At 59.0% G+C, this 24,200-nt stretch carries 25 protein-coding genes, 1 tRNA gene and 1 pseudogene; 24 read left to right on the forward strand and 3 right to left on the reverse strand.

Annotation, left to right across the window (positions count from 1 at the left end; translation table 11 throughout):
* Window positions 1-26: 26 nt before the first annotated feature.
* Together PKE98_RS04785 and PKE98_RS04790 are read left to right on the forward strand one after the other, a co-directional pair.
* Window positions 27-1,235, forward strand: a complete 1,209-nt coding sequence (locus PKE98_RS04785) for an SMP-30/gluconolactonase/LRE family protein (protein WP_271194141.1) — start codon at window positions 27-29, stop codon at window positions 1,233-1,235.
* A 182-nt stretch (window positions 1,236-1,417) separates the two neighbouring features.
* Window positions 1,418-2,254: pseudogene (locus PKE98_RS04790) on the forward strand (transposase); the annotation flags it as partial.
* 91 nt (window positions 2,255-2,345) lie between these two features.
* Here PKE98_RS04790 and PKE98_RS04795 read toward each other — a convergent pair.
* Together PKE98_RS04795 and PKE98_RS04800 are read right to left on the reverse strand one after the other, a co-directional pair.
* Window positions 2,346-3,512 carry an acyltransferase family protein gene (locus tag PKE98_RS04795; protein WP_271194142.1) on the reverse strand — a complete coding sequence of 389 codons (1,167 nt, stop codon included), beginning with the start codon at window positions 3,510-3,512 and terminating at the stop codon, window positions 2,346-2,348.
* Window positions 3,513-3,637: 125 nt separating this feature from the next.
* A tRNA-Leu gene (locus PKE98_RS04800) sits at window positions 3,638-3,722 on the reverse strand.
* Between the two features lie 109 nt (window positions 3,723-3,831).
* Here PKE98_RS04800 and queA point away from each other — a divergent pair.
* The 6 genes from queA to PKE98_RS04830 all read left to right on the forward strand — a co-directional run bounded on the left by queA (window position 3,832) and on the right by PKE98_RS04830 (window position 9,941).
* Complete coding sequence (gene queA / locus PKE98_RS04805; RefSeq protein ID WP_271194143.1) at window positions 3,832-4,881, forward strand: tRNA preQ1(34) S-adenosylmethionine ribosyltransferase-isomerase QueA; 1,050 nt, start codon at window positions 3,832-3,834, stop codon at window positions 4,879-4,881.
* 14 nt (window positions 4,882-4,895) lie between these two features.
* Window positions 4,896-6,011 (forward strand): tRNA guanosine(34) transglycosylase Tgt, encoded by a 1,116-nt coding sequence (gene tgt / locus PKE98_RS04810; protein ID WP_271194420.1) that lies wholly within the window; start codon window positions 4,896-4,898, stop codon window positions 6,009-6,011.
* Between the two features lie 39 nt (window positions 6,012-6,050).
* On the forward strand, window positions 6,051-6,392 hold the full coding sequence (gene yajC / locus PKE98_RS04815) for a preprotein translocase subunit YajC (RefSeq protein ID WP_271194144.1): 342 nt from the start codon (window positions 6,051-6,053) through the stop codon (window positions 6,390-6,392).
* Between the two features lie 63 nt (window positions 6,393-6,455).
* Window positions 6,456-8,324: a protein translocase subunit SecD gene (gene secD / locus PKE98_RS04820; protein ID WP_271194145.1), complete on the forward strand. Its 1,869-nt coding sequence runs from the start codon at window positions 6,456-6,458 to the stop codon at window positions 8,322-8,324.
* A gap of 9 nt (window positions 8,325-8,333) precedes the next feature.
* Entirely contained in the window at window positions 8,334-9,245 is a 912-nt protein-coding gene (gene secF / locus PKE98_RS04825; protein WP_271194146.1) for a protein translocase subunit SecF, read from the forward strand.
* Window positions 9,246-9,389: 144 nt separating this feature from the next.
* Complete coding sequence (locus PKE98_RS04830) at window positions 9,390-9,941, forward strand: glycine zipper 2TM domain-containing protein (protein ID WP_271194147.1); 552 nt, start codon at window positions 9,390-9,392, stop codon at window positions 9,939-9,941.
* A gap of 91 nt (window positions 9,942-10,032) precedes the next feature.
* Here PKE98_RS04830 and suhB read toward each other — a convergent pair whose 3' ends face one another.
* A complete protein-coding gene (gene suhB / locus PKE98_RS04835) occupies window positions 10,033-10,848 on the reverse strand; it encodes a type III secretion system regulator SuhB (protein WP_108095977.1) in 816 nt (271 codons plus the stop codon).
* A gap of 144 nt (window positions 10,849-10,992) precedes the next feature.
* Between suhB and trmJ the strand changes: the two genes are divergently transcribed.
* The 16 genes from trmJ to hisS all read left to right on the forward strand — a co-directional run bounded on the left by trmJ (window position 10,993) and on the right by hisS (window position 24,151).
* Window positions 10,993-11,772, forward strand: a complete 780-nt coding sequence (trmJ, locus tag PKE98_RS04840) for a tRNA (cytosine(32)/uridine(32)-2'-O)-methyltransferase TrmJ (protein WP_271194148.1) — start codon at window positions 10,993-10,995, stop codon at window positions 11,770-11,772.
* Window positions 11,765-12,544, forward strand: coding sequence for a serine O-acetyltransferase (gene cysE / locus PKE98_RS04845; RefSeq protein ID WP_271194149.1), 780 nt, complete (start codon window positions 11,765-11,767; stop codon window positions 12,542-12,544). The genes trmJ and cysE overlap by 8 nt, the downstream gene beginning before the upstream one ends.
* Window positions 12,545-12,685: 141 nt before the next feature.
* On the forward strand, window positions 12,686-13,177 hold the full coding sequence (gene iscR, locus PKE98_RS04850; protein ID WP_110616477.1) for a Fe-S cluster assembly transcriptional regulator IscR: 492 nt from the start codon (window positions 12,686-12,688) through the stop codon (window positions 13,175-13,177).
* Between the two features lie 45 nt (window positions 13,178-13,222).
* Window positions 13,223-14,437: an IscS subfamily cysteine desulfurase gene (locus tag PKE98_RS04855; RefSeq protein WP_271194150.1), complete on the forward strand. Its 1,215-nt coding sequence runs from the start codon at window positions 13,223-13,225 to the stop codon at window positions 14,435-14,437.
* Window positions 14,438-14,484: 47 nt separating this feature from the next.
* Complete coding sequence (gene iscU / locus PKE98_RS04860) at window positions 14,485-14,871, forward strand: Fe-S cluster assembly scaffold IscU (protein ID WP_108095972.1); 387 nt, start codon at window positions 14,485-14,487, stop codon at window positions 14,869-14,871.
* A gap of 30 nt (window positions 14,872-14,901) precedes the next feature.
* The gene (iscA, locus tag PKE98_RS04865; protein ID WP_110616475.1) at window positions 14,902-15,225 is read left to right on the forward strand and encodes an iron-sulfur cluster assembly protein IscA; all 324 of its coding nucleotides are present in this window, start codon (window positions 14,902-14,904) and stop codon (window positions 15,223-15,225) included.
* Between the two features lie 8 nt (window positions 15,226-15,233).
* Window positions 15,234-15,755: a co-chaperone HscB gene (gene hscB, locus PKE98_RS04870; RefSeq protein WP_271194151.1), complete on the forward strand. Its 522-nt coding sequence runs from the start codon at window positions 15,234-15,236 to the stop codon at window positions 15,753-15,755.
* Between the two features lie 42 nt (window positions 15,756-15,797).
* Window positions 15,798-17,663 (forward strand): Fe-S protein assembly chaperone HscA, encoded by a 1,866-nt coding sequence (hscA, locus tag PKE98_RS04875; RefSeq protein WP_271194152.1) that lies wholly within the window; start codon window positions 15,798-15,800, stop codon window positions 17,661-17,663.
* Window positions 17,663-18,004, forward strand: coding sequence for an ISC system 2Fe-2S type ferredoxin (fdx, locus tag PKE98_RS04880; RefSeq protein ID WP_108095968.1), 342 nt, complete (start codon window positions 17,663-17,665; stop codon window positions 18,002-18,004). The genes hscA and fdx overlap by 1 nt, the downstream gene beginning before the upstream one ends.
* 15 nt (window positions 18,005-18,019) lie before the next feature.
* The gene (gene iscX / locus PKE98_RS04885) at window positions 18,020-18,220 is read left to right on the forward strand and encodes a Fe-S cluster assembly protein IscX (protein WP_271194153.1); all 201 of its coding nucleotides are present in this window, start codon (window positions 18,020-18,022) and stop codon (window positions 18,218-18,220) included.
* A gap of 115 nt (window positions 18,221-18,335) precedes the next feature.
* Window positions 18,336-18,767: a nucleoside-diphosphate kinase gene (ndk, locus tag PKE98_RS04890; RefSeq protein WP_108095966.1), complete on the forward strand. Its 432-nt coding sequence runs from the start codon at window positions 18,336-18,338 to the stop codon at window positions 18,765-18,767.
* Between the two features lie 25 nt (window positions 18,768-18,792).
* Window positions 18,793-19,941 (forward strand): dual-specificity RNA methyltransferase RlmN, encoded by a 1,149-nt coding sequence (gene rlmN / locus PKE98_RS04895; RefSeq protein ID WP_271194154.1) that lies wholly within the window; start codon window positions 18,793-18,795, stop codon window positions 19,939-19,941.
* Window positions 19,942-19,953: 12 nt separating this feature from the next.
* A complete protein-coding gene (gene pilW, locus PKE98_RS04900) occupies window positions 19,954-20,709 on the forward strand; it encodes a type IV pilus biogenesis/stability protein PilW (RefSeq protein WP_271194155.1) in 756 nt (251 codons plus the stop codon).
* Window positions 20,709-21,722, forward strand: a complete 1,014-nt coding sequence (locus PKE98_RS04905; RefSeq protein ID WP_271194156.1) for a RodZ domain-containing protein — start codon at window positions 20,709-20,711, stop codon at window positions 21,720-21,722. Before pilW ends, PKE98_RS04905 begins: the two co-directional genes overlap by 1 nt.
* A 2-nt stretch (window positions 21,723-21,724) precedes the next feature.
* Window positions 21,725-22,837, forward strand: a complete 1,113-nt coding sequence (gene ispG, locus PKE98_RS04910) for a flavodoxin-dependent (E)-4-hydroxy-3-methylbut-2-enyl-diphosphate synthase (RefSeq protein WP_271194157.1) — start codon at window positions 21,725-21,727, stop codon at window positions 22,835-22,837.
* A gap of 24 nt (window positions 22,838-22,861) precedes the next feature.
* Window positions 22,862-24,151 carry a histidine--tRNA ligase gene (gene hisS / locus PKE98_RS04915; protein WP_271194158.1) on the forward strand — a complete coding sequence of 430 codons (1,290 nt, stop codon included), beginning with the start codon at window positions 22,862-22,864 and terminating at the stop codon, window positions 24,149-24,151.
* Window positions 24,152-24,200 lie beyond the last annotated feature (49 nt).

Genomic DNA, 24,200 nt, shown 5'->3' on the forward strand with positions numbered 1-24,200 from the left:
TGAGTTGGAGAGAAGGAAGTCTTACCATGGATACTCATTCGTTCGTCGTTCGTTCACCGTTTACCGCTCCGAAAAAAGCCAAGTCTGCGGCCCTGGCTTTGTTGTGTTCCTTGGCAACAACGACCGTCATGGCCGCACCGCCTGATATGCCAGTTATCTACGTTGCCCAGGACAGCGGTAGTAACGGGACCTATGCCGATGGCACTGTGTCGATTCTGAGTGCTGACCCCTCCGCCCCGTTGCGCGAGATTGACCGGTACATCAATGCACCTCGCATCACGGCCGATACAGCCGGAAATCTTTATGCCGTCAGTTATCACGCGGGCACGTTAACTCGCTATCCCCCAGGTGGCGGTGGCGGCACGGTGTTAAGGCGCGGCTTGCTCGGGCCGACCGATGTGGTGGTTGACCGCCAGGGCGGTATGTATATCGCTGAAGACGGGCCCTTTACCGTTTCTTACTACCCGTCAGGCGATGGCCAGCCTGTGGTAGTAGCCAATCTCCGCCCGAACAGGTTGGCTCTCGACAGCCGCGGCAATCTTTATATTTCCTCGGCGCAAGAGGGCGGGATCTTCAAGTGGGACGTAGCCACCTCCACGCTGGCAAAGCTCGTTAGCGGATTGCGTATGCCAACCGGGCTTGCAATTGATTCGGCAGATCAGGTCGTCTTCTCGGTTGCAGACTCAAATGACGGCCGCGGACCAGGCATTTACAGCTACACGCCTGGGCAGGAACGGCTGACGCGGCTCGTTGGCGGTAGTGAGTCGTCGGGCATTGCGATGGACGAGAGCGGGCTGTACTTCACCTGGGGAGATGGCGGGGTCTACAAAAGATTTCGCGATGAATCCGGGGTGAAAATCGTCAATCTGGTCAGCGGGCTCAACTATCCACGTGATCTGGTTATCACCCCGAGCCCTGTCTTGCCACCGCCGCACCTGCGAATAACCTCGCCCAACCCGCAGCAAGTTGAACATGTAGCTACTCAGCGCCCGTCGATTCAAGGCACGGGAGCGCCTGGCGCGGCCGTAACCGTGAGTATCAGCTCAGGGCCTTCCGAAGGCGCCATAACGACAGGCAGTTATGTGTGTGAAGCCACGGTCAATGACTATGGCAACTGGGCGTGTGAGTCGACAGTTGATCTGACTCGAGGTCACGTGTTCGGGCTGCAGGCATTGGCGTGGGGGTTGGATGGGACATCATCCGAGGCAACGGCCAGCGTTTCAATTAGGCGCTAGTCTGCTGCAGCCAGTGCGTGTTATTGCCGTTCTGTAGGCATAAAAAAAGGCCCTATGAATAGGGCTCAGGTTGCTGATAAAGCCCCTAGCCGCCAGGCTAGGGGCTTTTTTTTTATAGGCTCATCGTTTTTAGAGCCAACTCCGATGCTCAACCCCCCATCCCCCAAAAGCACGCGCTGGAGATGGTGGCGCTAGAAGAGCTAGTCCCAGCCGATCACCTGCTGCGGAAGATTACCCGCCAAATCGACTTCGAGTTCATTCGCCCCGCCACGCAGCACCTGTACAGTGCCGACAACAGCAGGCTGGCGATTGATCCGGTGGTGCTCTTCAAGATTCTATTTATTGGCGCGTGCAGCGAGCGCCAGTTGATGCGCGAGATTCAGATTAACGTGGCCTACCGCTGGTTTCTGGACCTAAGCCTGACCGACAAGGTGCCCGATGCCTCGACCCTCAGTCAGAACCGACGCCGCAGGTTTGCTGATACCGATATTGAGCAAATAATCTTCGACGGCATCGTTGAGCAGGCGATCAAAAATGGCTAATCGACGGTGAAGTGCTGCATACCGACAGCGCGCACCTCAAAGCCAATGCCAGCAAAAAAACGCTTTGCCGTGCATCAGGTCGAACAGCGTTCTGTGGAGTATCTAGCCGAGCTAAATGCGGCCATCAATGAGGATCGTCTGGCGCAGGGCAAGCGCCCTCTCAAGCCTCGTGACACAGCGCCCGGGCTCAAGGAAACCAAGGTCAGCACCACCGATCCCGAAAGCGGTTTTATGACCGGTGACAACAAACCATAAGGCTTCTTTTACCTCGATCACCGCACCGTGGATGGCAAGCACGCCATCATCACCGACTCATTTGTAACGCCCGGCAATGTGCACGACAGCCGGCCGTATCTAGCGCGCCAGGATCGCCAATGCGAGCGCGACGAACTCACTCGACTGGCCTTGGACGCCGGTTACTTCTCGCCGGCGATCTGCAAAGGACTTGAGGAGCGTAATATTTACGGTGAAATTGGGCGGGGATTGGCAGGAATCGAAGTAGGGTGCCCCGCGTGCACTTACGCAGCCAGCGTAGCGATTTAGTTTCCCTGGTGTGCGGTCGTTGGACTTATGCTTTGGCCGCTCTCAGGGTATTACGTTGACGGTTGAGGCGAGCGGTAATTCTCTGCCCGGCATTGATGAAAAACGTTTCGAACAATCGATAGGTCAGCCAGCTCGCCACCAACGTTACAAGCACCGCGGCTACGGCGATCACAATTTTTCCTGCCCCCAGTTTTGTGCCGATGGCGTTCGTAACGAGGTAGACCTTGGGGTGCAGCAGGTAGAGCGCGTAGCTGGACTCGCCAAGCACGCGCAAGCCCGCGGCGCCGATGTTTTCGAAGGAAGGGTTGAAGGTCAGAACTGCTGCTACCACCACCATGCAGGCGGCCGACAGGATGAATCGTTCTTCGGCGGTCACCAGGTTTATCCGGTCACCCGTTATCGGGTAGAGACAGAACACCAGGCAGCCGATGCCTATCAGTGCAAGGCTCATCCAGGCTTTGTTCAATAGTGCAGCGATCTGGGTTTTGTAGCAGGCGATAGCGATGCCGCTGGCAAACAGAAATATCTGATTGAGCGAGTTCACATAGGTTGGCCACTGCTCATTCAACGTCTTGCCGGGTGACAGTGCCGAGTACGCGAAATAGATAGCGATGGCGGTAGTCACCGCAAAAAACAGGGGGATGGTTGCCCGGTTTTTAGCCGCCAGCAAAATAACGAACGGGAAGCAAACGTAGAAGAACACTTCGTTGCCAATGGACCAGCCGCCAGTTGTAAGTGCCAAGGACGGGTCGAGGAAGCCAAATAAAAACGAGTAGTTGGCGAATACCTCGAAAACGCTTAGGTCCACCGGTGCGCCGCGAAAGTGGGAAACCAAAAATCGCTCCGCAACGCTTAGCGAAATAACCAGCCAGAACAGTGGAATGATCCGGAAGGCGCGTTTGATCGCGAAGTCTCGAATGTCGGCGCCATTATTGATTCGGCCGCTATAAACCAAGGCAAGGCTCAAGCCGCTGAGAATGTAGAACATGGATACGGCATAGATGCCCAGCCGGCCCAGAATGGATTCGCTTTCCTGCGGCAGACCGCTCCAACTGGTGAAGTGATAGGCCATCACCGCAAACGCCATCGCGCCACGCAAGTAGTCCAGAGACTCGATCCTTTTCATGCGCGGTGCCTTTTCCTTAGCGTTATGTACCGACGTTGGTACGCGCCAGTATATTTCGATGACCATACCACTTGCCTAGACACGTCGGTCATCTGGTCTCGGGCTGCCTGGTCGGTAGGGAAGAAATGGCGGTAGTGTCAAATCGCAGGCATAAAAAAAGGCCTTGCGATGCAAGACCTTTTTAATGTGCTTGGTGCCCCGGGGGAGACTCGAACTCCCACTCCTTTCGAAAACGGATTTTGAATCCGCCGCGTCTACCAATTCCGCCACCAGGGCACATAGGGCGCGCAGTATAGGGAGACCTTCGCGACTGGTCAACGGGGGCGCGTGGTCAATTTTGCGTATTTCCGTTAAACTTCGCGCCCCTGAAAAATGACCTCCCATCATGCGTGTTGCCGATTTCAATTTCGAGCTGCCGGACGCCCTGATCGCGCGCCACCCTTTGGCGCAACGCCAGGGTAGCCGCCTGCTCAGCCTCGACGGCCCAACCGGTGCGCTGGCCCATCGCCAGTTCTCTGACCTTCTGGAATACCTGCGCCCCGGCGACTTGATGGTGTTCAACAACACCCGAGTGATTCCCGCGCGCCTGTTTGGCCAGAAGGCGTCCGGCGGCAAGCTGGAAGTGTTGGTGGAACGTGTACTGGATAACCGCCGCGTACTCGCCCATGTGCGTTCGAGCAAGTCGCCCAAGCCGGGCTCGACCATTTTGATTGATGGCGGCGCCGAAGCCACGATGCTGGCGCGCCACGATGCGCTGTTCGAGTTGGGCTTCAACGAAGACGTGCTGCCGCTGCTCGAGCGTGTCGGGCATATGCCGTTGCCTCCTTATATAGATCGCCCCGACGACAGCGCCGACCGCGAGCGTTATCAAACCGTGTACGCCGAGCGCGCCGGTGCGGTGGCGGCGCCGACTGCGGGGCTGCATTTTGATCAGCCGCTGCTGGCGGCCATCAGCGCCAAGGGTGTGGAGACGGCGTTCGTCACCCTGCATGTGGGTGCCGGTACGTTCCAGCCCGTGCGGGTGGAAAAGATTGAAGACCACCATATGCATAACGAGTGGTTGGAAGTGACGCAACAGGTGGTTGATGCCGTAGCCGCCTGCCGTGCGCGCGGTGGCCGGGTGATTGCCGTGGGAACCACCAGCGTGCGTTCGCTGGAAAGCGCGGCGCGCGATGGCGAACTCAAACCGTTCAGTGGCGACACCGATATCTTTATCTATCCGGGCCGGCCGTTTCATGTGGTCGATGCTCTGGTCACCAATTTCCATTTGCCGGAATCGACATTGCTGATGTTGGTTTCGGCCTTTGCCGGTTATCCGCAGACCATGGCGGCCTACGCCACGGCCATTGCCGAGGGTTACCGGTTCTTCAGTTACGGTGATGCCATGTTCATTACCCGCAATCCCGCCGCGCGCGGACCCGAGGAGCAAGCATGAGCCGCACCTGCCGCATGACCTTCGAACTGCTGGCCACTGATGGCAAGGCCCGTCGCGGCCGCCTGACGTTCCCCCGTGGCGTGGTCGAAACCCCGGCCTTCATGCCGGTGGGCACCTATGGCACGGTCAAAGGCATGCTGCCGCGAGACATCGAAGCCATTGGCGCGCAGATGATCCTCGGCAACACCTTTCACCTGTGGCTGCGCCCGGGCATGGAAGTGATCAAGCAGCACGGCGACCTGCACGATTTCATGCAGTGGAAGGGGCCGATCCTCACCGACTCCGGCGGCTTTCAGGTGTTCAGCCTGGGCGCCATGCGCAAGATCAAGGAGGAGGGCGTCACCTTCGCCTCGCCCGTTAACGGCAGCAAGGTATTTATGGGGCCGGAAGAGTCGATGCAGGTGCAGCGCGACCTGGGCTCCGACATCGTGATGATTTTTGATGAGTGCACGCCGTATCCGGCCGACCTCGACGTGGCGCGCACCTCCATGGAGCTGTCGCTGCGTTGGGCCAAGCGCTCGAAGATCGCCCATGGCGACAACACCGCGGCGCTGTTCGGCATTGTGCAGGGCGGCATGCACGAAGACCTGCGTATGCGCTCGCTCGAAGGCCTGACCGAGATCGGCTTCGATGGCCTGGCCATTGGCGGGTTGTCGGTGGGTGAGCCCAAGGAAGAGATGATTCGCGTGCTCGACTACCTGCCAGGGCGCATGCCGGCAGACAAACCGCGTTACCTGATGGGTGTTGGCAAGCCCGAAGACCTGGTTGAAGGTGTGCGCCGTGGTGTGGACATGTTCGACTGCGTGATGCCGACGCGTAATGCGCGCAACGGCCATCTGTTCGTCGATACCGGGGTTCTGAAGATTCGCAATTCGGCTCATAAGCAAGACAACAGCACGCTGGACCCGACCTGCGATTGCTACACCTGTCAGAACTTCTCCCGGGCCTATCTGCACCACTTGGACAAGTGCGACGAAATGCTCGGTAGCATGTTGAATACCATCCACAATTTGCGCCATTACCAGCGCCTTATGGCTGGTTTGCGCGAGGCTATTCAACAGGGTACATTGGCCGCCTTCGTCGATTCCTTCTACGCCCGGCGCGGGCTTACTACACCGCCGCTGGACTGACTGATCACCTTTTAAAAGAATCTCTAACAGGAGTTTTACATGGGCTTTTTCATTTCCGACGCTCTCGCTGACGCCGCGCCAGCCGCAGCAGCCGGCCCGGTGGGCGGCGACAGCATGTCGATCATTTTCCTGGTCGGCTTCATGGTCATCTTCTACCTGATGATCTGGCGCCCACAGGCCAAGCGCGCGAAAGAGCAGAAGAACCTCTTGAGCAACCTGCAAAAGGGCGACGAAGTGGTTACCTCCGGTGGCATCGCCGGCAAGATCACCAAAGTGACCGACGATTTCGTGGTTATCGAAGTGTCTGACACCGTTGAGCTGAAAATTCAGAAAGGCGCCATTGGTGCCACGCTGCCCAAGGGCACGCTGAAAGCCATCTAACTTCACAACATTTATTACTCGACGGGGCGCTAAAGGCGCCCCGCGTCATAAGCGGGCGGCGTCATGCTGAACAAATACCCTCTGTGGAAATACCTGCTGATCGTCGCGGTTCTGGTGATCGGCTTCATTTATTCTGCGCCCAACCTGTACCCGGACGACCCGGCCGTACAGATCAGCGGTGCCAGCACAGCGTTGCAGGTCAACCAGGGTGACCTGGACCGCGCCAGCAAGGCGCTGACCGATGCAGGTATCCAGGTAAAGGCAGCCACGCTGGCTGAGCAGGGGAAAGGCGGTCTGATCCGTCTGGTGAATAAAGAGCAACAACTGCCGGCCAAAGACGTCATCCGCAAAACCATGGGTGATGACTACGTTGTGGCGCTTAACCTGGCGCAAACCACGCCGACCTGGCTGCGCAACCTGGGTGCGAGCCCGATGAAGCTGGGCCTGGACTTGTCCGGCGGTGTGCACTTCCTGCTGGAAGTGGACATGGAAAAAGCCCTGGACGCGCGTCGCAAAGTGTACGAAGGCGACGTGAAGAGCCTGCTGCGCAAAGAGCGCGTGAAATATCGCAGCCTGCCTGAGCAAGGCGGCGCCATTCAGCTGGGCTTTAGCGATGAAGAGTCGCTGACCAAGGCACGCGATCTGATACGCAAAGATTTCACCGATTTCCAGGTAACCGCTGTAGAGCGCAACGGCATGCAAGTGCTGCGTCTGGAAATGACCCCGGCCAAGCTGGCCGAGATTCGCGAATACTCGATCAAGCAGAACTTGACCACGGTACGTAACCGCGTCAACGAGCTGGGTGTGGCGGAGCCGCTGGTACAGCGTCAGGGTGCCAACCGCATCGTGGTTGAGCTGCCAGGCGTGCAGGACACCGCCGAAGCCAAGCGTATCCTTGGCAAGACGGCCAACCTGGAGTTCCGTCTGGCCGCCGGCCCGGACGCGACCAAGGCGACCACTGAATCCTTCGAATTCCGCGAGCCGGGCCGCCCGGCTGTGCCGTTGGAGCGCGGCCTGATCATCACCGGTGACCAGGTAACCGATGCCTCGGCGAGCTTTGACGAGAACGGTCGTCCGCAAGTGAACATCCGTCTGGATGGCCACGGCGGCGAGTTGATGAGCCGCGCTACGCGCAGCAACGTCGGGCGCAGCATGGCGGTGATCTTTATCGAGCAGAAGCCGACCACCGTCTACACCAAGCAAACCGTCAACGGCGTTGAGCAGGATGTAGCGGTACAGACCTTCAAGGAAGAGAAGAAGATCATCAGCCTGGCGACCATTCAGTCGCCACTGGGCAGCCAGTTCCGTATCACCGGCCTGGAAGGCAAGGGCGAATCGTCCGAGCTGGCCTTGCTGCTGCGTGCTGGTGGTCTGGCGGCGCCGATGTACTTCGCCGAAGAGCGCACCATCGGCCCGAGCCTGGGTGCTGACAACATCACCAAAGGTATCGATGCGTCCCTGTGGGGCATGCTGCTGGTGTCGCTGTTCATCATGGCCATTTATCGCTTCTTCGGCGTGCTGGCTACCGTGGCATTGGCCTTCAACATGGTGATGCTGCTGGCGCTGATGTCGCTGCTGGGTGCAACCCTGACCCTGCCGGGTATTGCCGGTATCGTGTTGACCATGGGTATGGCGGTAGACGCCAACGTGCTGATCTTCTCGCGGATACGCGAAGAGATTGCCAATGGCATGTCGGTCCAGCGCGCCATTCACGAAGGTTTCGACCGCGCCTACGCGGCGATTCTCGACGCTAACCTGACTACCTTGCTGGTCGGCGGCATCCTGTTCGCCATGGGCACCGGGCCAATCAAAGGCTTCGCCGTGACCATGTCGCTGGGTATCGTCACTTCGATGTTCACCGCCATCATGGTTACCCGCGGCATGGTTAACCTGATTTTCGGTGGTCGTGACTTCAAGAAGTTGTGGATCTAAGGGGCCGCTATGAAACGTACGATTAAGTTTATGGCCGTGCGCAATATCGCGTTCGGCTTCACCCTGGTGCTCACCGCAATCGCGCTGTTCAGCCTGTTCCACAAAGGCCTCAACTACGGTCTGGATTTCACTGGCGGTACGCTGATTGAGTTGACCTACGAGCGCGACGCCAACCTGTTGCAGGTGCGCCAAGAGCTGCAGAAAGCTGGTTTCAACGACGCCGTGGTGCAGAGCTTCGGCGCTGCCAACGAGTTGCTGGTGCGTATGCCAGGCGATGACCCGCAACTGGGTAACCGTGTAGCCGACGCCCTTCGCGCGGTGGATGTGGATAACCCTGCAACGGTCAAGCGCGTCGAGTTCGTTGGCCCGCAGGTGGGTGAAGAGCTGCGTGACCAGGGCGGCCTGGGCATGTTGCTGGCACTGGGTGGCATCATGCTGTACCTGGCTTTCCGCTTTCAGTGGAAGTTTGGCGTTGGCGCCATTGCCTCGCTGATCCACGACGTGATCGTGGCCATGGGTGTGATCTCCTACTTCCAGATTACCTTCGACCTGACGGTGCTGGCGGCGGTGCTGGCGATCATCGGTTACTCGCTCAACGACACCATCGTGGTATTCGACCGTGTGCGGGAAAACTTCCGCGTACTGCGCAAAGCCACCCTGGTCGAGAACATCGATATCTCCACCACCCAGACGTTGCTGCGGACCATGGCGACCTCCATCTCCACGTTGCTGGCAATTGCGGCGCTGCTGTTCTGGGGTGGCGATAACCTGTATGGCTTCTCCATCACCCTGTTTATTGGCGTGTTGGCAGGTACCTACTCGTCGATCTACATCGCCAACGTGGTGTTGATCTGGCTGAACCTGAGTGCTGAGGACCTGATTCCGCCCGCCACCACTGAAGCGGTGGACGAGCGCCCTTAAGCTCGGCCGTTACACGATGACCGCGGTCGCGCCTGGCGCACCGCGGTTTTTTATGGGCGAGTAGTTTTGAACTGATTGTAGGAAAAGGACTCCAAGGCTAGGAGAAAGGCGCTACGGCGCTTCTGTGTAACCAGGAGGTTTCAAGTGAACAAGTCGATGCTAGTTGGTGCGGTGCTGGGTGCGGTAGGTGTTACCGCCGGAGGTGCTGTTGCAACTTATAGCTTGGTGGGTGGTGGCCCGGAGTATGCACAAGTACTCGCGGTAGAGCCGATTAACGAAACCATCAAGACTCCGCGGCAGGTTTGCAAAGATGTCACCGTTACCCGGCAAAAACCGGTCAAGGACCAACACCAGATTGTGGGTACTGTGCTGGGCGCAGTCGCCGGTGGTTTGTTGGGCAACCAGGTCGGTGGCGGTAACGGCAAAAAGATCGCCACTGTAGCGGGCGCCGCCGGCGGCGGTTATGCCGGCAACAAGGTGCAGGAAAACATGCAGGCCAACGACACCTACACCACCACCGAAACCAAGTGCAACACGGTCACCGATACCAGCGACAAGCTGGTCGGCTACAATGTGAAGTACCAATTGAACGGCAAGGTGGATCAGGTGCGTATGGACCGTGATCCAGGCAGCCAGATTCCGGTCGACGAAAAAACCGGCCTGCTGATTCTGGGTCAGAACCAGCCTGCTCAGTAAACAGGCTGAATAGAAGAAGCGCCCTTCGGGGCGTTTTTTTTGCCCATTAAAAAACCCGGCACATGGCCGGGTTTTTTAATCGCCCGAAGGCTTAGCGTTTCTGCTGCGCCGACAGGTGCGGCTGGATAGCAGTCAGCACGGCTTTGAAGCACTTGGTGTTGCCCGCTACCACGTGACCTTTTTCCAGGAATTCGTGACCGCCGGTGAAGTCGCTGACCAGGCCGCCCGCTTCCTGAATCAGCAGTACGCCTGCCGCCATATCCCACTCCGACAGGCCCGCTTCCCAGAACGCATCGAAACGGCCAGCGGCGACGTAAGCCAGGTCCAGGCTGGCGGCGCCAGCACGGCGGATGCCGGCGGTCTGGCCGACCAGGCTGCGGAACATGCCCAGGTAATTGTCGAGGCCGTCCATCTGGTCGTCACGGAACGGGAAGCCGGTCCCGAGCAGGGCGCCTTCCAGGCTGGTGCGACCGCTAACACGCAGGCGACGGCCATTGAGTTGGGCGCCACGGCCACGGCTGGCGGTGAATTCTTCCTGGCGAACCGGGTCCAGAACGACGGCGTGCTCGAGGCGGCCGCGGTATTTGCAGGCGATGCTCACGGCAAAGTGCGGAATGCCACGCAGGAAGTTAGTGGTGCCGTCCAGCGGATCGATGATCCACAGGTAGTCTTCACCGTCGCCGCTGCCTGGGTGCAGGCCGGTTTCTTCGCCGAGGATGGCATGGGTTGGGTAGGCTTTGCGCAGCGCGGTGATGATGCTGGTTTCAGCGGCGCGATCGACTTCGGAAACGTAATCCTTGGCGTCTTTTTCGTCGACCTTGATGGTGTCCAGGCGCTCGATGGAGCGGAAGATCAATTCACTGGCGCTGCGGGCGGCGCGCAGCGCGATATTCAGCATGGGCTGCATGGAGGGTCACCTAGGTCGTTAAAGAAAGCCGAGCATTCTAACAGAAAACCATAGATGAAGAAGGCCCACCTGGCATGCGCATGGTGTTTGCCGGGGTGCTTCTGTAAGATTTGCCTCCCTTTATCGTCTGTGTGAGCGCTCGCGTTGCTGGAAAATATCCGCGTGGTTTTGGTCAATACCAGTCATCCCGGCAATATCGGCGGTGCCGCGCGGGCGATGAAAAACATGGGGTTGTCGCGCCTGGTGTTGGTCGATCCGCAAGATTTTCCCAGTCATGAAGCCAGCGCCCGAGCCTCCGGCGCCGATAGCATTCTTGAAAATGCGCAGGTGGTTGCCACTCTCGAAGACGCGCTAGTCGGCTGCACGCTGGTGCTTGGCACCAGTGCTCGCGATCGCAGGATGCCCTGGCCCATGCTCGATCCGCGCGAGTGCGGTGTACACGCCGTGGATCGAGCGGCCGAAGGTGGCGAAGTGGCTTTGGTGTTTGGTCGTGAGTACGCCGGCCTTACCAACGACGAGCTGCAGCGCTGTCACTACCACGTGCATATCCCCTCCGACCCGGATTTCAGCTCGCTCAATCTCGCCGCCGCCGTGCAGGTGCTCTGTTATGAAGTGCGCATGGGTTGGCTGGCGAGCCAGGGGCAGAGCAAGCGGGCGGACAAGGTTGAAGTGGCCTCGCCCAGAAGCGAGCAGCTGTCGACAATGGATGAGCTGGAGCTGTTTTACGGGCACCTGGAAAGCACCCTGGTGCAGATCGGTTTTCTGAATCCGGAAAACCCCCGGCACTTGATGTCGCGTCTGCGCAGGCTATTTGCCCGCAGCGCTGTAAGTCAGTCGGAAATGAATATTCTGCGGGGCATTTTGACCGAAACGCAAAAAGCCGCCCGCGGAGAGCCACACAAGCGGAGAAGTGAAGATGTTTGAGCGCGTACGAGAAGACATTCAAAGCGTATTCCATCGTGACCCGGCGGCGCGTAACGCTTTTGAAGTTCTGACGTGCTATCCGGGGCTGCATGCCATCTGGCTGCATCGTTTGTCGGGCTGGCTGTGGCTTGCTGGCTGGAAATGGCTGGCGCGCATGGTGTCGAACTTTGGCCGTTGGCTTACTGGTATCGAAATTCATCCGGGCGCCAAGATCGGCAAGCGCTTCTTTATTGACCACGGTATGGGCATCGTCATTGGCGAAACCGCCGAGATTGGCGACGACGTCACCCTTTATCAGGGTGTGACCCTGGGCGGTACCAGCTGGAACAAAGGCAAGCGCCACCCAACACTTGAGAGCGGTGTGGTGGTCGGGGCGGGCGCCAAGGTGCTTGGTCCGTTTACCGTAGGCGCCAATGCCAAGGTCGGCTCAAACGCCGTAGTCACCAAGGCGGTGCCGGCAGGCGCCACAGTGGTGGGTATCCCGGGTCGCATTATCGTCAAGGCTGATGACGAGGTGGAAGCCAAGCGCCAGGCCATCGCCGAAAAGCTTGGTTTCGACGCGTACGGCGTCAGTCAGGACATGCCCGACCCTATCGCCAAGGCCATTGGCCAGCTACTTGACCATTTGCAAGCGGTTGACGGTCGCCTGGAGGGCATGTGCTCGGCGCTCAGCGCCTTGGGCAGCGACTACTGCGCCCAGGAATTGCCGGCGCTGCGCGACGAAGATTTCACCGACGTCTGCAAAGGTCTGGACGACAAGCCGGCGGCCTGATGCCCGCGCCAGCGCGTTTCTTGCTATGATTCGCGCCCCTCATTCTGCGTAATCCCGAGTAATTTAATAGGTCTTATAGTTGACCTAAATACTCGGGAATAGCATACTTACGGCATATTCAGTGATCTTGCGGTACAAGCCATGCGACTGACTACCAAAGGCCGTTACGCCGTAACCGCCATGCTCGATCTGGCGCTTCATGCCCAGCATGGTCCGGTTTCTTTGGCGGATATTTCCGAGCGTCAGGGGATTTCCCTGTCCTATCTCGAGCAATTATTCGCCAAGCTGCGTCGCGGCAATCTGGTGTCGAGTGTTCGTGGTCCCGGTGGCGGATATCAGTTGTCGCGTGACATGCGCGGCATCCAGGTCGTCCAGGTGATCGACGCGGTCAATGAGTCCGTGGATGCCACCCGCTGCCAAGGCTTGAGTGGCTGCCACGATGGCGACACCTGTCTGACCCACCACCTGTGGTCCGACCTCAGCCAGCAGATTCACGAATTTCTTAGCGGTATCAGTTTGGCCGATCTCGTCACGCGCCACGAGGTGCAGGACATCGCCAGACGCCAGGACCAGCGTCACTGCTCAGGCAGAACGCCTCGCATGGATAAAATTGAAGCGTCCGCCATCGATTGAGTAGGGCGCCAGGCTGATTGGCCTACACCTGATTAGGAGACATCAATGAAATTGCCGATTTATCTCGATTACTCCGCGACCACGCCGATTGATCCCCGTGTTGCGCAGAAAATGAGCGAATGCCTGCTGGTCGACGGTAACTTCGGTAACCCGGCCTCGCGTTCCCACGTCTTTGGCTGGAAAGCCGAGGAAGCAGTAGAGAACGGTCGCCGTCAGGTGGCTGAGCTGGTGGGCGCCGACCCGCGCGAAATCGTCTGGACCTCCGGTGCCACCGAGTCCGACAACCTGGCCATCAAAGGTGTCGCGCACTTCTACAAGAGCAAAGGCAAGCACATCATCACCTCGAAGATCGAGCACAAAGCGGTGCTCGATACCACGCGCCAACTGGAGCGCGAAGGTTTCGAAGTGACCTATCTCGACCCGCAGGAAGATGGCCTGATCACCCCGGCCATGATCGAAGCGGTGTTGCGTGAAGACACCATTTTGGTTTCGATCATGCACGTCAACAACGAGATCGGCGTGATAAACGACATCGCTGCGATTGGCGAGCTGACCCGCTCGCGTGGCGTGCTGTTCCATGTTGATGCGGCGCAGTCCACCGGCAAGGTCGAGATCGATCTCAGCAAGCTGAAAGTCGATCTTATGTCCTTCTCGGCGCACAAAACCTATGGCCCCAAGGGCATTGGCGCGCTGTACGTCAGCCGTAAGCCACGTGTTCGTCTGGAAGCTCAGACCCACGGTGGCGGCCACGAGCGCGGCATGCGTTCCGGCACCCTGGCGACCCACCAGATCGTCGGCATGGGCGAAGCATTCCGTATTGCCAAAGAAGAAATGGCCCAGGAAAACCAGCGTATTGCGGCCCTGAGCGAGCGTTTCTTCAAGCAGGTTGATGGTCTGGAAGAGTTGTATGTGAACGGCAGCAGCACCGCGCGCGTTCCGCACAACTTGAACCTGAGCTTCAACTATGTAGAAGGCGAGTCGCTGATCATGGCGCTCAAGGACCTGGCTGTTTCGTCCGGTTCGGCCTGCACCTCGGCGTCCCTTGAGCCTTCGTACGTACTGCGCGCCTTGGGCCGCAACGACGAATTGGCACACAGCTCCATCCGTTTCACCTTCGGCCGCTTCACCACCGAAGAAGAGGTTGATTACGCCGCTGCGAAAGTTCGCGAGGCCGTCACCAAGCTGCGCGAATTGTCGCCGCTGTGGGACATGTTCAAAGAGGGTGTCGATATTTCCAAGGTGGAATGGGCGGCACATTAATAAGCTGCCAAAGAGCGGCACCCTGATGAGATTTAGAGGACTTCAAAATGGCTTATAGCGAAAAGGTCATCGACCACTACGAGAACCCGCGCAACGTCGGCAAGATGGACGCGGAAGATCCTGATGTCGGCACCGGCATGGTCGGCGCACCGGCGTGCGGCGACGTGATGCGCCTGCAGATCAAGGTTAACGATCAAGGCGTGATTGAAGACGCCAAGTTCAAGACCTACGGCTGCGGCTCGGCTATCGCTTCCAGCTCCCTCGCCACCGAGTGGATGAAGGGCAAGACTCTGGATGAAGCCGAGACCATCAAGAACACCCAGCTGGCCGAAGAACTGGCTTTGCCACCGGTGAAAATTCACTGCTCGGTACTCGCTGAAGACGCCATCAAGGCTGCCGTTCGCGACTACAAGCAGAAGAAAGGCCTGCTCTAACCAGCAGTCGTTTACGACCAAGGAGTTCTCATGGCTATCAGCATGACCGAAGCGGCGGCCCAACACGTTCGCCGCTCCCTCGACGGGCGTGGCAAAGGTGACGGCATTCGTCTGGGTGTTCGCACCACCGGTTGCTCGGGCCTGGCCTACGTCCTGGAGTTCGTTGACGAAGCGCAAAGCGAAGATCAGGTGTTCGAAAGTCACGGCGTGAAAGTGATTATCGACCCCAAAAGCCTGGTTTACCTTGATGGTACGGAGCTGGACTTCGTCAAAGAAGGTTTGAACGAAGGCTTCAAGTTCAACAACCCTAACGTGCGCGGTGAATGTGGCTGCGGCGAGAGCTTCAACATCTGAGGCTCGCTGTGGGTACCCCTTGTCACTTTGCGTTGTTTGAACTGCAACCCAGCTTCCGTCTGGACCTCGATCAACTGGCCGCGCGTTACCGCGAGCTGGCGCGCAGTGTTCACCCCGACCGTTTTGCCGACGCCACCGAGCGCGAGCAGCGTCTGGCGCTGGAGCATTCCGCGAGCTTGAACGAGGCCTATCAGACGCTGAAAAGCGCACCGAAACGGGCGCGTTATCTGCTGGCGTTGCGCGGTCACGAGCTGCCGCTGGAAGTCACTGTGCAAGACCCCGAGTTCCTCATGCAGCAAATGCAATGGCGTGAGGAATTGGAAGAGTTGCAAGACAGTGTCGACCTTGCCGGCGTCGCTACTTTCAAGCGTCGCTTGAAGGTTGCTCAGGAAGAGCTCAATGACAGTTTTGCAGCCTGTTGGGATGTGACTGCACGCCATGAAGAGGCCGAGCGCCTGGTTCGTCGCATGCAGTTCCTCGACAAGCTCAGCTACGAAGTGCGCCAGCTGGAAGAGCGCCTCGACGATTAACTTCCGCGCCGCTTCCGTGGCGCGCCTGATGCGCAGACAAGCATGGCATTACTGCAGATCGCTGAACCCGGGCAAAGCCCGCAACCGCACCAACGCCGCCTGGCCGTTGGTATCGACCTGGGCACCACCAACTCGCTGGTAGCCGCGCTGCGCAGTGGCATTTGCGCGCCGTTGGCCGATGCCGATGGCGAGGTCATTTTGCCTTCGGTGGTGCGTTATCACAGCGACCGCGTTGAAGTGGGCCGCGCGGCCAAAGCCGCGGCAGCGAGTGATCCGTTCAATACCGTGTTGTCGGTCAAACGCCTGATGGGCCGTGGCCTGGCAGATGTGAAGCAGTTGGGCGAGCAATTGCCCTACCGCTTTGTCGGCGGCGAATCCCACATGCCGTTTATCGACACCGTGCAGGGCCCGAAAAGCCCGGTAGAGGTGTCTGCCGATATTCTCAAAGTGCTGCGCGTGCGGGCCGAAGCCGCATTGGGTGGCGAACTGGTGGGCGCGGTTATCACCGTTCCGGCCTATTTCGATGACTCCCAGCGCCAGGCCACCAAAGACGCCGCGCGTTTGGCTGGGCTCAACGTGCTGCGCCTGCTCAATGAGCCAACGGCTGCGGCAGTTGCCTATGGTCTCGATCAAAAAGCTGAAGGCGTGGTCGCGATTTATGACCTGGGCGGCGGCACCTTCGATATCTCGATCCTGCGCCTCACCGGCGGTGTGTTCGAAGTGCTTGCCACCGGCGGCGACAGCGCGCTGGGCGGTGATGATTTTGACCATGCGATTGCCGGCTGGATCGTCGAACAAGCGGGTATTTCCGCTGATATCGCGCCGGGCGAGCAGCGCAGTCTCTTGCAGGCCGCTTGTGCCGCAAAGGAAGCGTTGACCAGCGCCGATGCAGTGGCCGTCAGCTATGGCCAGTGGAGCGGCGAGCTGACCCGCGCCCATTTCGACAGCCTTATCGAGCCGATGCTGCAGCGCAGCCTCAAGTCTTGTCGCCGCGCGGTGCGCGATGCCGGTATTGAAATTGAAGAAGTCGAAGCGGTTGTGATGGTTGGCGGTTCGACCCGTGTGCCGCGTGTACGCACTGTGGTGGGCGAGTTGTTTGCCCGTCAGCCGTTGACCGATATCGACCCGGATCAAGTGGTCGCCATCGGCGCCGCCATTCAGGCCGATACATTGGCCGGCAACAAGCGCGATGGCGAAGAGCTGTTGCTGCTCGACGTGATTCCGCTGTCCCTGGGGCTGGAAACCATGGGCGGCCTGATGGAGAAGGTCATTCCGCGCAACACCACTATTCCCGTGGCGCGTGCGCAGGACTTCACCACCTACAAAGACGGCCAGACGGCCATGATGATTCATGTGTTGCAGGGTGAGCGTGAGCTGATCAGCGACTGCCGCTCGCTGGCACGTTTCGAGCTGCGCGGCATTCCATCGATGGTCGCCGGCGCTGCGAAAATTCGCGTGACCTTCCAGGTCGATGCCGACGGTTTGCTCAGCGTTGCGGCGCGTGAGCTGGCATCTGGCGTTGAAGCAAGCATTCAGGTTAAGCCGTCCTACGGCCTTACCGACGGCGAAATCGCCCGCATGCTGCAGGATTCTTTCCAGAATGCCGGTGACGACAAGGTCGCCCGCGTACTGCGCGAGCAGCAAGTGGATGCCCAGCGTCTGATCGAAGCAGTGCAGGCGGCGCTGGAAGCCGACGGCGAGCGCTTGCTGGATGCCGATGAGCGCATGGTCATCGACTTGCAGGTGCAGGAACTGAGTGAATTGATGAAAGGTACCGATGGTTACGCCATCGAGCAGCAGACCAAACGGCTGTCGCAGGTGACCGACGCCTTTGCTGCCCGCCGCCTGGACTCGACGGTGAAAGCCGCGCTGGCGGGGCGCAATCTGAACGAAATCGAGGATAACTGATGCCGCAGGTCATATTTCTGCCCCACCCGAAGTTTTGCCCCGACGGCATGGTTGTAGAGGCTGAGCCGGGTACGTCTATTCTGGATCTGGCGCACGAGCACCATATCGAGATGGAAAGCGCCTGTGGTGGCGTCTGTGCGTGCACAACCTGCCATTGCATCGTGCGCGAAGGGTTCGATTCGCTGGAAGAGGCCGACGAGCTGGAAGAAGACTTCCTTGATCGCGCCTGGGGGCTGGAGGCGCAGTCGCGGCTGGCGTGCCAGGCGATTGTCGGCACCGAAGACATTACCGTCGAAATCCCTAAATACTCGCTCAACCACGCTGCCGAAGCGCCGCACTGATTTCAAGGAACTGACATGAGTCTGAAGTGGACTGATGTATTGGAAATCGCCATTCAACTGGCAGACAGCAAGCCGGATGTAGACCCGCGCTACGTCAATTTCGTCGACCTGCAGCGCTGGGTGATTGCGCTGCCGGAATTCAGCGACGATCCCAAGCGCGGTGGCGAGAAGGTCCTGGAGGCTATTCAATCGGCCTGGATCGAAGAGGCCGACTGAATCCGTCACATTCGGCCGCACCACGGCTGGGCGCGAGCCCTACGCATTTAACCGGAACCCGCGTATAATTCGCGGGTTTAATTTTTGGCTTAACTCATAGTTTCTGGAGCTTCACATGGCTGTTCAACGTACTTTCTCCATCATCAAGCCCGACGCCGTTGCTAAAAACGTAATCGGCGAGATCGTTACCCGTTTCGAAAAAGCCGGCCTGCGCGTCGTTGCTTCGAAAATGAAACAACTGTCCAAAGCCGAAGCTGAAGGCTTCTACGCTGAGCACAGCGCTCGCGGTTTCTTCGGCGAACTGGTTGCTTTCATGATCTCCGGCCCGGTTGTTGTTCAGGTTCTGGAAGGCGAAGACGCCATTGCCAAAAACCGCGAACTGATGGGCGCTACCAACCCTAAAGAAGCTGCTGCCGGCACCATCCGCGCTGACTTCGCCGACTCGATCGACGCCAACGCCGTTCACGGTTCGGACTCCGAAGCTGCTGCTGCTCGCGAAATCTCGTACTTCTTCGCTGCTACCGAAGTAACTGCACGTACTCGCTGATCAGCGAACGGGCGAGGGTGAAGACATGACTGAAGCTACCGGCAAAATCAATCTCCTGGGCCTGACCCAGCCTGAGATGGAAGAATTCTTCGACTCTATCGGGGAGAAGCGTTTCCGTGCCGGTCAGGTGATGAAGTGGATTCACCACTTTGGCGTCGATGATTTCGCCGCCATGACCAATGTGGGCAAGGCCTTGCGCGAGAAGCTCGAGGCCCGAGCCTTCATTCGTGGGCCGGAGGTGGTGAGTGAAGACATCTCCACCGACGGAACCCGCAAATGGGTAGTGCGCGTGGCGTCCGGCAGCTGTGTCGAGACCGTGTACATTCCCCAGGGTAACCGCGGCACCCTCTGCGTTTCGTCGCAGGCTGGCTGCGCGCTGGATTGCAGTTTCTGCTCTACCGGCAAACAAGGTTTCAATAGCGATCTGACGGCGGCCGAGATCATCGGCCAGGTGTGGATCGCCAACAAATCGTTCGGCAGTGTGCCGGCGAAGATTGATCGCGCCATCACCAACGTGGTGATGATGGGCATGGGCGAGCCGCTGCTGAACTTCGACAACGTGGTCGCCGCCATGAAACTGATGATGGACGACCTCGGTTACGGCATCTCCAAACGCAAGGTGACCCTGTCCACCTCCGGCGTGGTGCCGATGATCGACAAGCTTGGCGAAGTCATCGACGTGTCCCTGGCCTTGTCGCTGCACGCACCGAACGATGCGCTGCGTAACACACTCGTGCCGATCAACAAGAAGTATCCTCTGGCGATGCTGCTGGCTGCCTGCAAGCGCTATGTGGCGCGCCTTGGCGAAAAACGCGTGTTGACCATCGAGTACACGCTGCTCAAGGACGTCAACGATCGCACCGAGCACGCTGAGGAAATGATCGCGTTGCTCAAGGACATTCCTTGCAAGATCAACCTGATCCCGTTCAACCCGTTCCCTCACTCCGGTTACGAGCGACCCAGCAACAACAGTATTCGTCGCTTCCAGGACCTGCTGTATAAAGCAGGGCACAACGTCACCGTGCGCACCACGCGCGGCGAGGACATTGATGCAGCTTGTGGGCAACTGGTCGGCCAGGTCATGGACCGCACTCGCCGTAGCGAACGCTATATCGCGGTGCGTCAACTGAACGCCGAAGCCGACGCCGCGCACGCTGCTACAAACCGAACCTAAGGTAGGAAACCTATGACATTGCGCACTGCGCTGCTGCTTCTGTTCACTGGCTTACTGTTTGGCTGTGTATCGACGGGTCATGTCGATCCGATGAAGACCGACAAAGGGCGTGATGAAGCGCGTGATGCGTATATTCAGTTGGGTATCGGCTATCTGAACCAGGGCAATACCGAGCAGGCCAAGGTGCCCCTGAAAAAAGCACTGGAAATCGACCCTTCCAACGCCGATGCCAACGGTGCGCTGGCGATTCTGTTTCAGACCGAAATGGAGCCGGAGCTAGCCGATGAGCATTTTCACAAAGCCATCGCCAGCCGCCCGGATTCGCGTTTCCTGAATAACTACGGAGTGTTCCTGTACGACCAGGGGCGTTATGCCGAAGCCAAGGAACGCTACCTGCAGGCAGTCAAAGACAACATGTACCCCGAGCGTTCGCGGGTGTTCCAGAATCTGGGCATGGTGGCGCTGAAACTCAACGACCGCGATGGCGCCAAGCAGTATTTCGAGCGCTCCATCCGCTTGAACAAGCGTCAAGCCCGTCCGCAGCTGGAATTGGCCAAGCTGGCTTACGACGAGAAACAATACGTGCCGTCACGCAAGTACTACGACAGTTTCAGCAAGCTCAGCGAGCAGAACGCCGAGAGCCTGTTGTTGGGTGTGCGTCTGGCCAAGGTATTTGACGACCGGGACAAAGCGGCAACGCTCGGTCTGCAGCTCAAACGTCTTTATCCCGGTACGCCGGAATACAAGCAATACATGTCGGAGCAATGATGAAAGCGGTGCATCCCGAAGCTCTAGCGGTTTCTCGCAGCAACCCTGGCGAGACGTTGCGCAAGGCCCGCGAAAACAAGAACTGGTCCCTGGCTGATGTTGCCGGTCAGCTCAACCTGACCAGCCAGCGCCTTGGCCAGTTGGAAGCCGGCCAGTTCGATCAATTGCCAGGCCATACCTTTGCCCGTGGCTACGTCCGCGCCTATGCCAAATTGCTGGGTATGGATCAGACCCTGATCGTTCAGGAGTTCGACCAATACACCGGCACCAATGCCACGGGCAGCAATGTTCATGGTCTGGGTCGCATCGAAGAACCGATGCGCTTGTCGCAGAACCTGCTGCGTCTGGTGTGCTTTGTGCTGTTGCTGGCGCTGGCCGGCGGTGGCTTTCTCTGGTGGCAGGACCAGTCGGCGAGCCGTGGTGGTGAAACGGCAGGCATCAGCCTGGGCCATGTAGAAGTGGATGGTGCTGACGGCACTACCGAAATTCACCCGCTCGACGAGCCGGAAGATCAAGCCGTAGCCGACGCTGAAGACCAGGGCGAAAGCGCGCCAGCGCAAGTGTCGCCGGAGCTGGCTGCCCAACCGGAGGCCCAGGCCGCTACCCAAGCGCCTGCCGCACCTGCCGCGCCAGCTGGCAGTGTTGCCGTGCCAGTTGCTCCGACCGTAGCCGCACCCGCACCTGCTGCCCCGGTTACGCCCACCGCTCCGGTGGCGCCGGCGCCAGCAGCGGCGCCTGCTACGCCAGCCACCCCCGTAGTTGCTGGCGCTGGCGAAGGTGTGGTCGCAATCGATTTCAGCGCCAACTGCTGGATTTCGCTTACCGATGCCAACGGCAAGGTGGTGGTCAGCGGTTTGAAGCGTGCTGGTGAAAAACTCGAAGTCTCCGGCAAGGCGCCGCTTGAACTGCGCCTGGGTTTTGCCCGCGGCGCTCAGGTGCGCTACAACGGCCAGCCGGTTGACGCCGCACCGTTCACCAGTGGCGAAACCGCCCGTATCAAGTTGGGACAATAAGCATGCACGCCGAATCACCAATCATCCGTCGCGTCTCGCGCAAGATCTGGGTCGGCTCCGTGCCGGTCGGTGGTGATGCCCCGATTGCCGTGCAGAGCATGACCAACAGTGACACCTGCGATGTGGCCGCAACCGTCGCGCAAATCCGCCGCCTGGAAGAAGCCGGCGCCGATATCGTGCGCGTTTCCGTGCCCGACATGGATGCCGCCGAGGCGTTCGGCAAGATCAAGCAGCAGGTAAAAGTACCGCTGGTTGCCGATATTCACTTTGACTACAAGATCGCCCTGCGCGTGGCTGAGCTTGGGGTCGATTGCCTGCGTATCAACCCGGGTAATATCGGCCGTGAAGACCGCGTAAAAGCAGTTGTAGAAGCTGCCCGTGACCGCGGTATTCCCATCCGTATTGGCGTCAACGCCGGCTCGCTGGAAAAAGACCTGCAGAAGAAGTATGGCGAACCTACGCCCGAAGCCTTGGTGGAATCCGCCCTGCGCCACGTCGAGCACCTAGACCGTCTGAACTTCCCCGACTTCAAAGTCAGCGTAAAAGCTTCGGATGTGTTTATGGCCGTAGCGGCCTACCGCTTGCTGGCCAAGCAGATTGAACAGCCGCTGCACCTGGGTATCACCGAAGCCGGTGGCCTGCGTTCGGGCACGGTGAAATCGGCCGTGGGCTTGGGCATGCTGCTTGCCGACGGAATTGGCGATACCATCCGCATCTCGCTGGCGGCAGACCCGGTTGAAGAGGTGAAAGTCGGCTACGACATCCTCAAATCCTTGCGTCTGCGTTCGCGCGGCATCAACTTCATTGCCTGCCCGAGCTGCTCGCGGCAGAACTTCGACGTGGTGAAAACCATGAACGAGTTGGAAGGGCGCCTGGAAGACTTGCTGGTTCCGCTGGACGTGGCCGTAATCGGCTGTATCGTCAACGGTCCTGGCGAAGCCAAGGAAGCTCATATCGGCCTGACCGGTGGCACGCCGAACAATCTGGTGTACATCGACGGCAAGCCGGCCTCCAAGCTGACCAACGACAATCTGGTGGATGAGCTCGAACAGCTGATCCGCCAGAAAGCGGCCGAAAAGGTCGAAGCCGACGCAGCGCTTATCGCCCGTGGCTGATAAAAAGAACGTTAAGGATTCTGTGTGAGTAAGTCCCTGCAAGCCATCCGTGGCATGAACGACATCCTGCCGGAGCAAACCCCGCTCTGGCGTTATTTCGAAAATAGCGTGGCACGCCTGCTCGATGGCTACGGCTATCGGCAGATTCGCATGCCCATCGTTGAAGCCACCGAACTGTTCAAACGCTCTATCGGTGAAGTCACCGACATCGTCGAAAAAGAGATGTACACCTTCGACGACCGCAACGGCGACTCCCTCACCCTGCGCCCCGAAGGCACTGCCAGCTGCGTACGCGCGGTGCTGGAGCACGGTATTTCCGGCGGCGGTCAGGTGCAGAAGCTCTGGTACATCGGCCCGATGTTTCGCCATGAGCGTCCGCAAAAAGGCCGTTATCGCCAGTTTCACCAGATTGGTGTGGAAGTCTTCAACCTCGACGGCCCGGACATTGATGCGGAGCTGATCGTGCTCACATGGCGTCTCTGGGGCCTGCTGGGCATTCGTGACGCAGTCAAACTCGAGCTCAACAGCCTGGGCACCAGCGAGGCGCGCGCCACTTATCGTGAAGCCCTGGTGGCTTACCTGTCGGCCCGTGCCGACCAACTCGACGAAGACAGCAAACGCCGCCTGCTCAGCAACCCACTGCGCGTGCTCGACAGTAAGGTGCCGGAAACCCAGGCCCTGCTCACCGACGCTCCCAAGCTGGCCGACTACCTGGACGAGGCCTCGCGCCTGCACTTCGAGGGCCTGAAGGCCCGTCTGGATGCAGCCGGCATTCCCTACGTACTCAATACCAAGCTGGTACGCGGCCTGGATTACTACAGCAAAACCGTTTTCGAATGGGTTACCGACAAGCTAGGCGCCCAGGGCACCGTGTGTGCTGGTGGTCGTTACGACGGTCTGGTCGAGCAGATGGGCGGCAAGCCGACTGCCGGCGTGGGATTTGCCATGGGTATCGAGCGCCTGATTCTGCTGCTCGAAACCCTGGAAAAAGTGCCGGAAGAAATCGCCCGTCAGGTAGACGTTTATCTGTGTGCGTTTGGCGATGCCGCTGAACTCGCCGGGCTGCAACTGGCTGAACGTCTGCGTGATCAGGTGCCGGGCTTGCGTCTGGTGGTCAATGCCGGCGCAGGCAGCTTCAAAAGCCAGCTGAAGAAAGCCGACAAGAGCGGTGCGCTGTTCGCTGTGGTTCTGGGCGAAGACGAACTGGGTCAGCAAGTGGTAGGTTTCAAACCGCTCCGTGGTCAGGGCGAACAACAAAATATTGCCTGGGATGCTCTGGCCGAGCACCTGGAAACCAGCTTGCAGCAAGGCTGACAGGCAGGTTCAAAAACAACCGGGTTTTAAACTCAAGGTTTGAGCATTC

Source organism: Pseudomonas turukhanskensis, from assembly GCF_027922365.1.
Classification (GTDB): Bacteria; Pseudomonadota; Gammaproteobacteria; order Pseudomonadales; family Pseudomonadaceae; genus Aquipseudomonas; species Aquipseudomonas turukhanskensis.

What these genes read in the sequence shown, in the direction of transcription:
- hscA (WP_271194152.1), top strand. Translation starts at nt 15,798, where the DNA reads ATGGCATTACTGCAGATCGCTGAACCCGGGCAAAGCCCGCAACCGCAC.
- yajC (WP_271194144.1), top strand. Translation starts at nt 6,051, where the DNA reads ATGGGCTTTTTCATTTCCGACGCTCTCGCTGACGCCGCGCCAGCCGCA.
- queA (WP_271194143.1), top strand. Translation starts at nt 3,832, where the DNA reads ATGCGTGTTGCCGATTTCAATTTCGAGCTGCCGGACGCCCTGATCGCG.
- PKE98_RS04795 (WP_271194142.1), bottom strand. Translation starts at nt 3,512, where the DNA reads ATGGTCATCGAAATATACTGGCGCGTACCAACGTCGGTACATAACGCT.
- iscX (WP_271194153.1), top strand. Translation starts at nt 18,020, where the DNA reads ATGAGTCTGAAGTGGACTGATGTATTGGAAATCGCCATTCAACTGGCA.
- PKE98_RS04905 (WP_271194156.1), top strand. Translation starts at nt 20,709, where the DNA reads ATGAAAGCGGTGCATCCCGAAGCTCTAGCGGTTTCTCGCAGCAACCCT.
- pilW (WP_271194155.1), top strand. Translation starts at nt 19,954, where the DNA reads ATGACATTGCGCACTGCGCTGCTGCTTCTGTTCACTGGCTTACTGTTT.
- ispG (WP_271194157.1), top strand. Translation starts at nt 21,725, where the DNA reads ATGCACGCCGAATCACCAATCATCCGTCGCGTCTCGCGCAAGATCTGG.
- secD (WP_271194145.1), top strand. Translation starts at nt 6,456, where the DNA reads ATGCTGAACAAATACCCTCTGTGGAAATACCTGCTGATCGTCGCGGTT.
- PKE98_RS04785 (WP_271194141.1), top strand. Translation starts at nt 27, where the DNA reads ATGGATACTCATTCGTTCGTCGTTCGTTCACCGTTTACCGCTCCGAAA.
- secF (WP_271194146.1), top strand. Translation starts at nt 8,334, where the DNA reads ATGAAACGTACGATTAAGTTTATGGCCGTGCGCAATATCGCGTTCGGC.
- tgt (WP_271194420.1), top strand. Translation starts at nt 4,896, where the DNA reads ATGACCTTCGAACTGCTGGCCACTGATGGCAAGGCCCGTCGCGGCCGC.
- iscR (WP_110616477.1), top strand. Translation starts at nt 12,686, where the DNA reads ATGCGACTGACTACCAAAGGCCGTTACGCCGTAACCGCCATGCTCGAT.
- iscU (WP_108095972.1), top strand. Translation starts at nt 14,485, where the DNA reads ATGGCTTATAGCGAAAAGGTCATCGACCACTACGAGAACCCGCGCAAC.
- suhB (WP_108095977.1), bottom strand. Translation starts at nt 10,848, where the DNA reads ATGCAGCCCATGCTGAATATCGCGCTGCGCGCCGCCCGCAGCGCCAGT.
- rlmN (WP_271194154.1), top strand. Translation starts at nt 18,793, where the DNA reads ATGACTGAAGCTACCGGCAAAATCAATCTCCTGGGCCTGACCCAGCCT.
- iscA (WP_110616475.1), top strand. Translation starts at nt 14,902, where the DNA reads ATGGCTATCAGCATGACCGAAGCGGCGGCCCAACACGTTCGCCGCTCC.
- fdx (WP_108095968.1), top strand. Translation starts at nt 17,663, where the DNA reads ATGCCGCAGGTCATATTTCTGCCCCACCCGAAGTTTTGCCCCGACGGC.
- ndk (WP_108095966.1), top strand. Translation starts at nt 18,336, where the DNA reads ATGGCTGTTCAACGTACTTTCTCCATCATCAAGCCCGACGCCGTTGCT.
- cysE (WP_271194149.1), top strand. Translation starts at nt 11,765, where the DNA reads ATGTTTGAGCGCGTACGAGAAGACATTCAAAGCGTATTCCATCGTGAC.
- PKE98_RS04855 (WP_271194150.1), top strand. Translation starts at nt 13,223, where the DNA reads ATGAAATTGCCGATTTATCTCGATTACTCCGCGACCACGCCGATTGAT.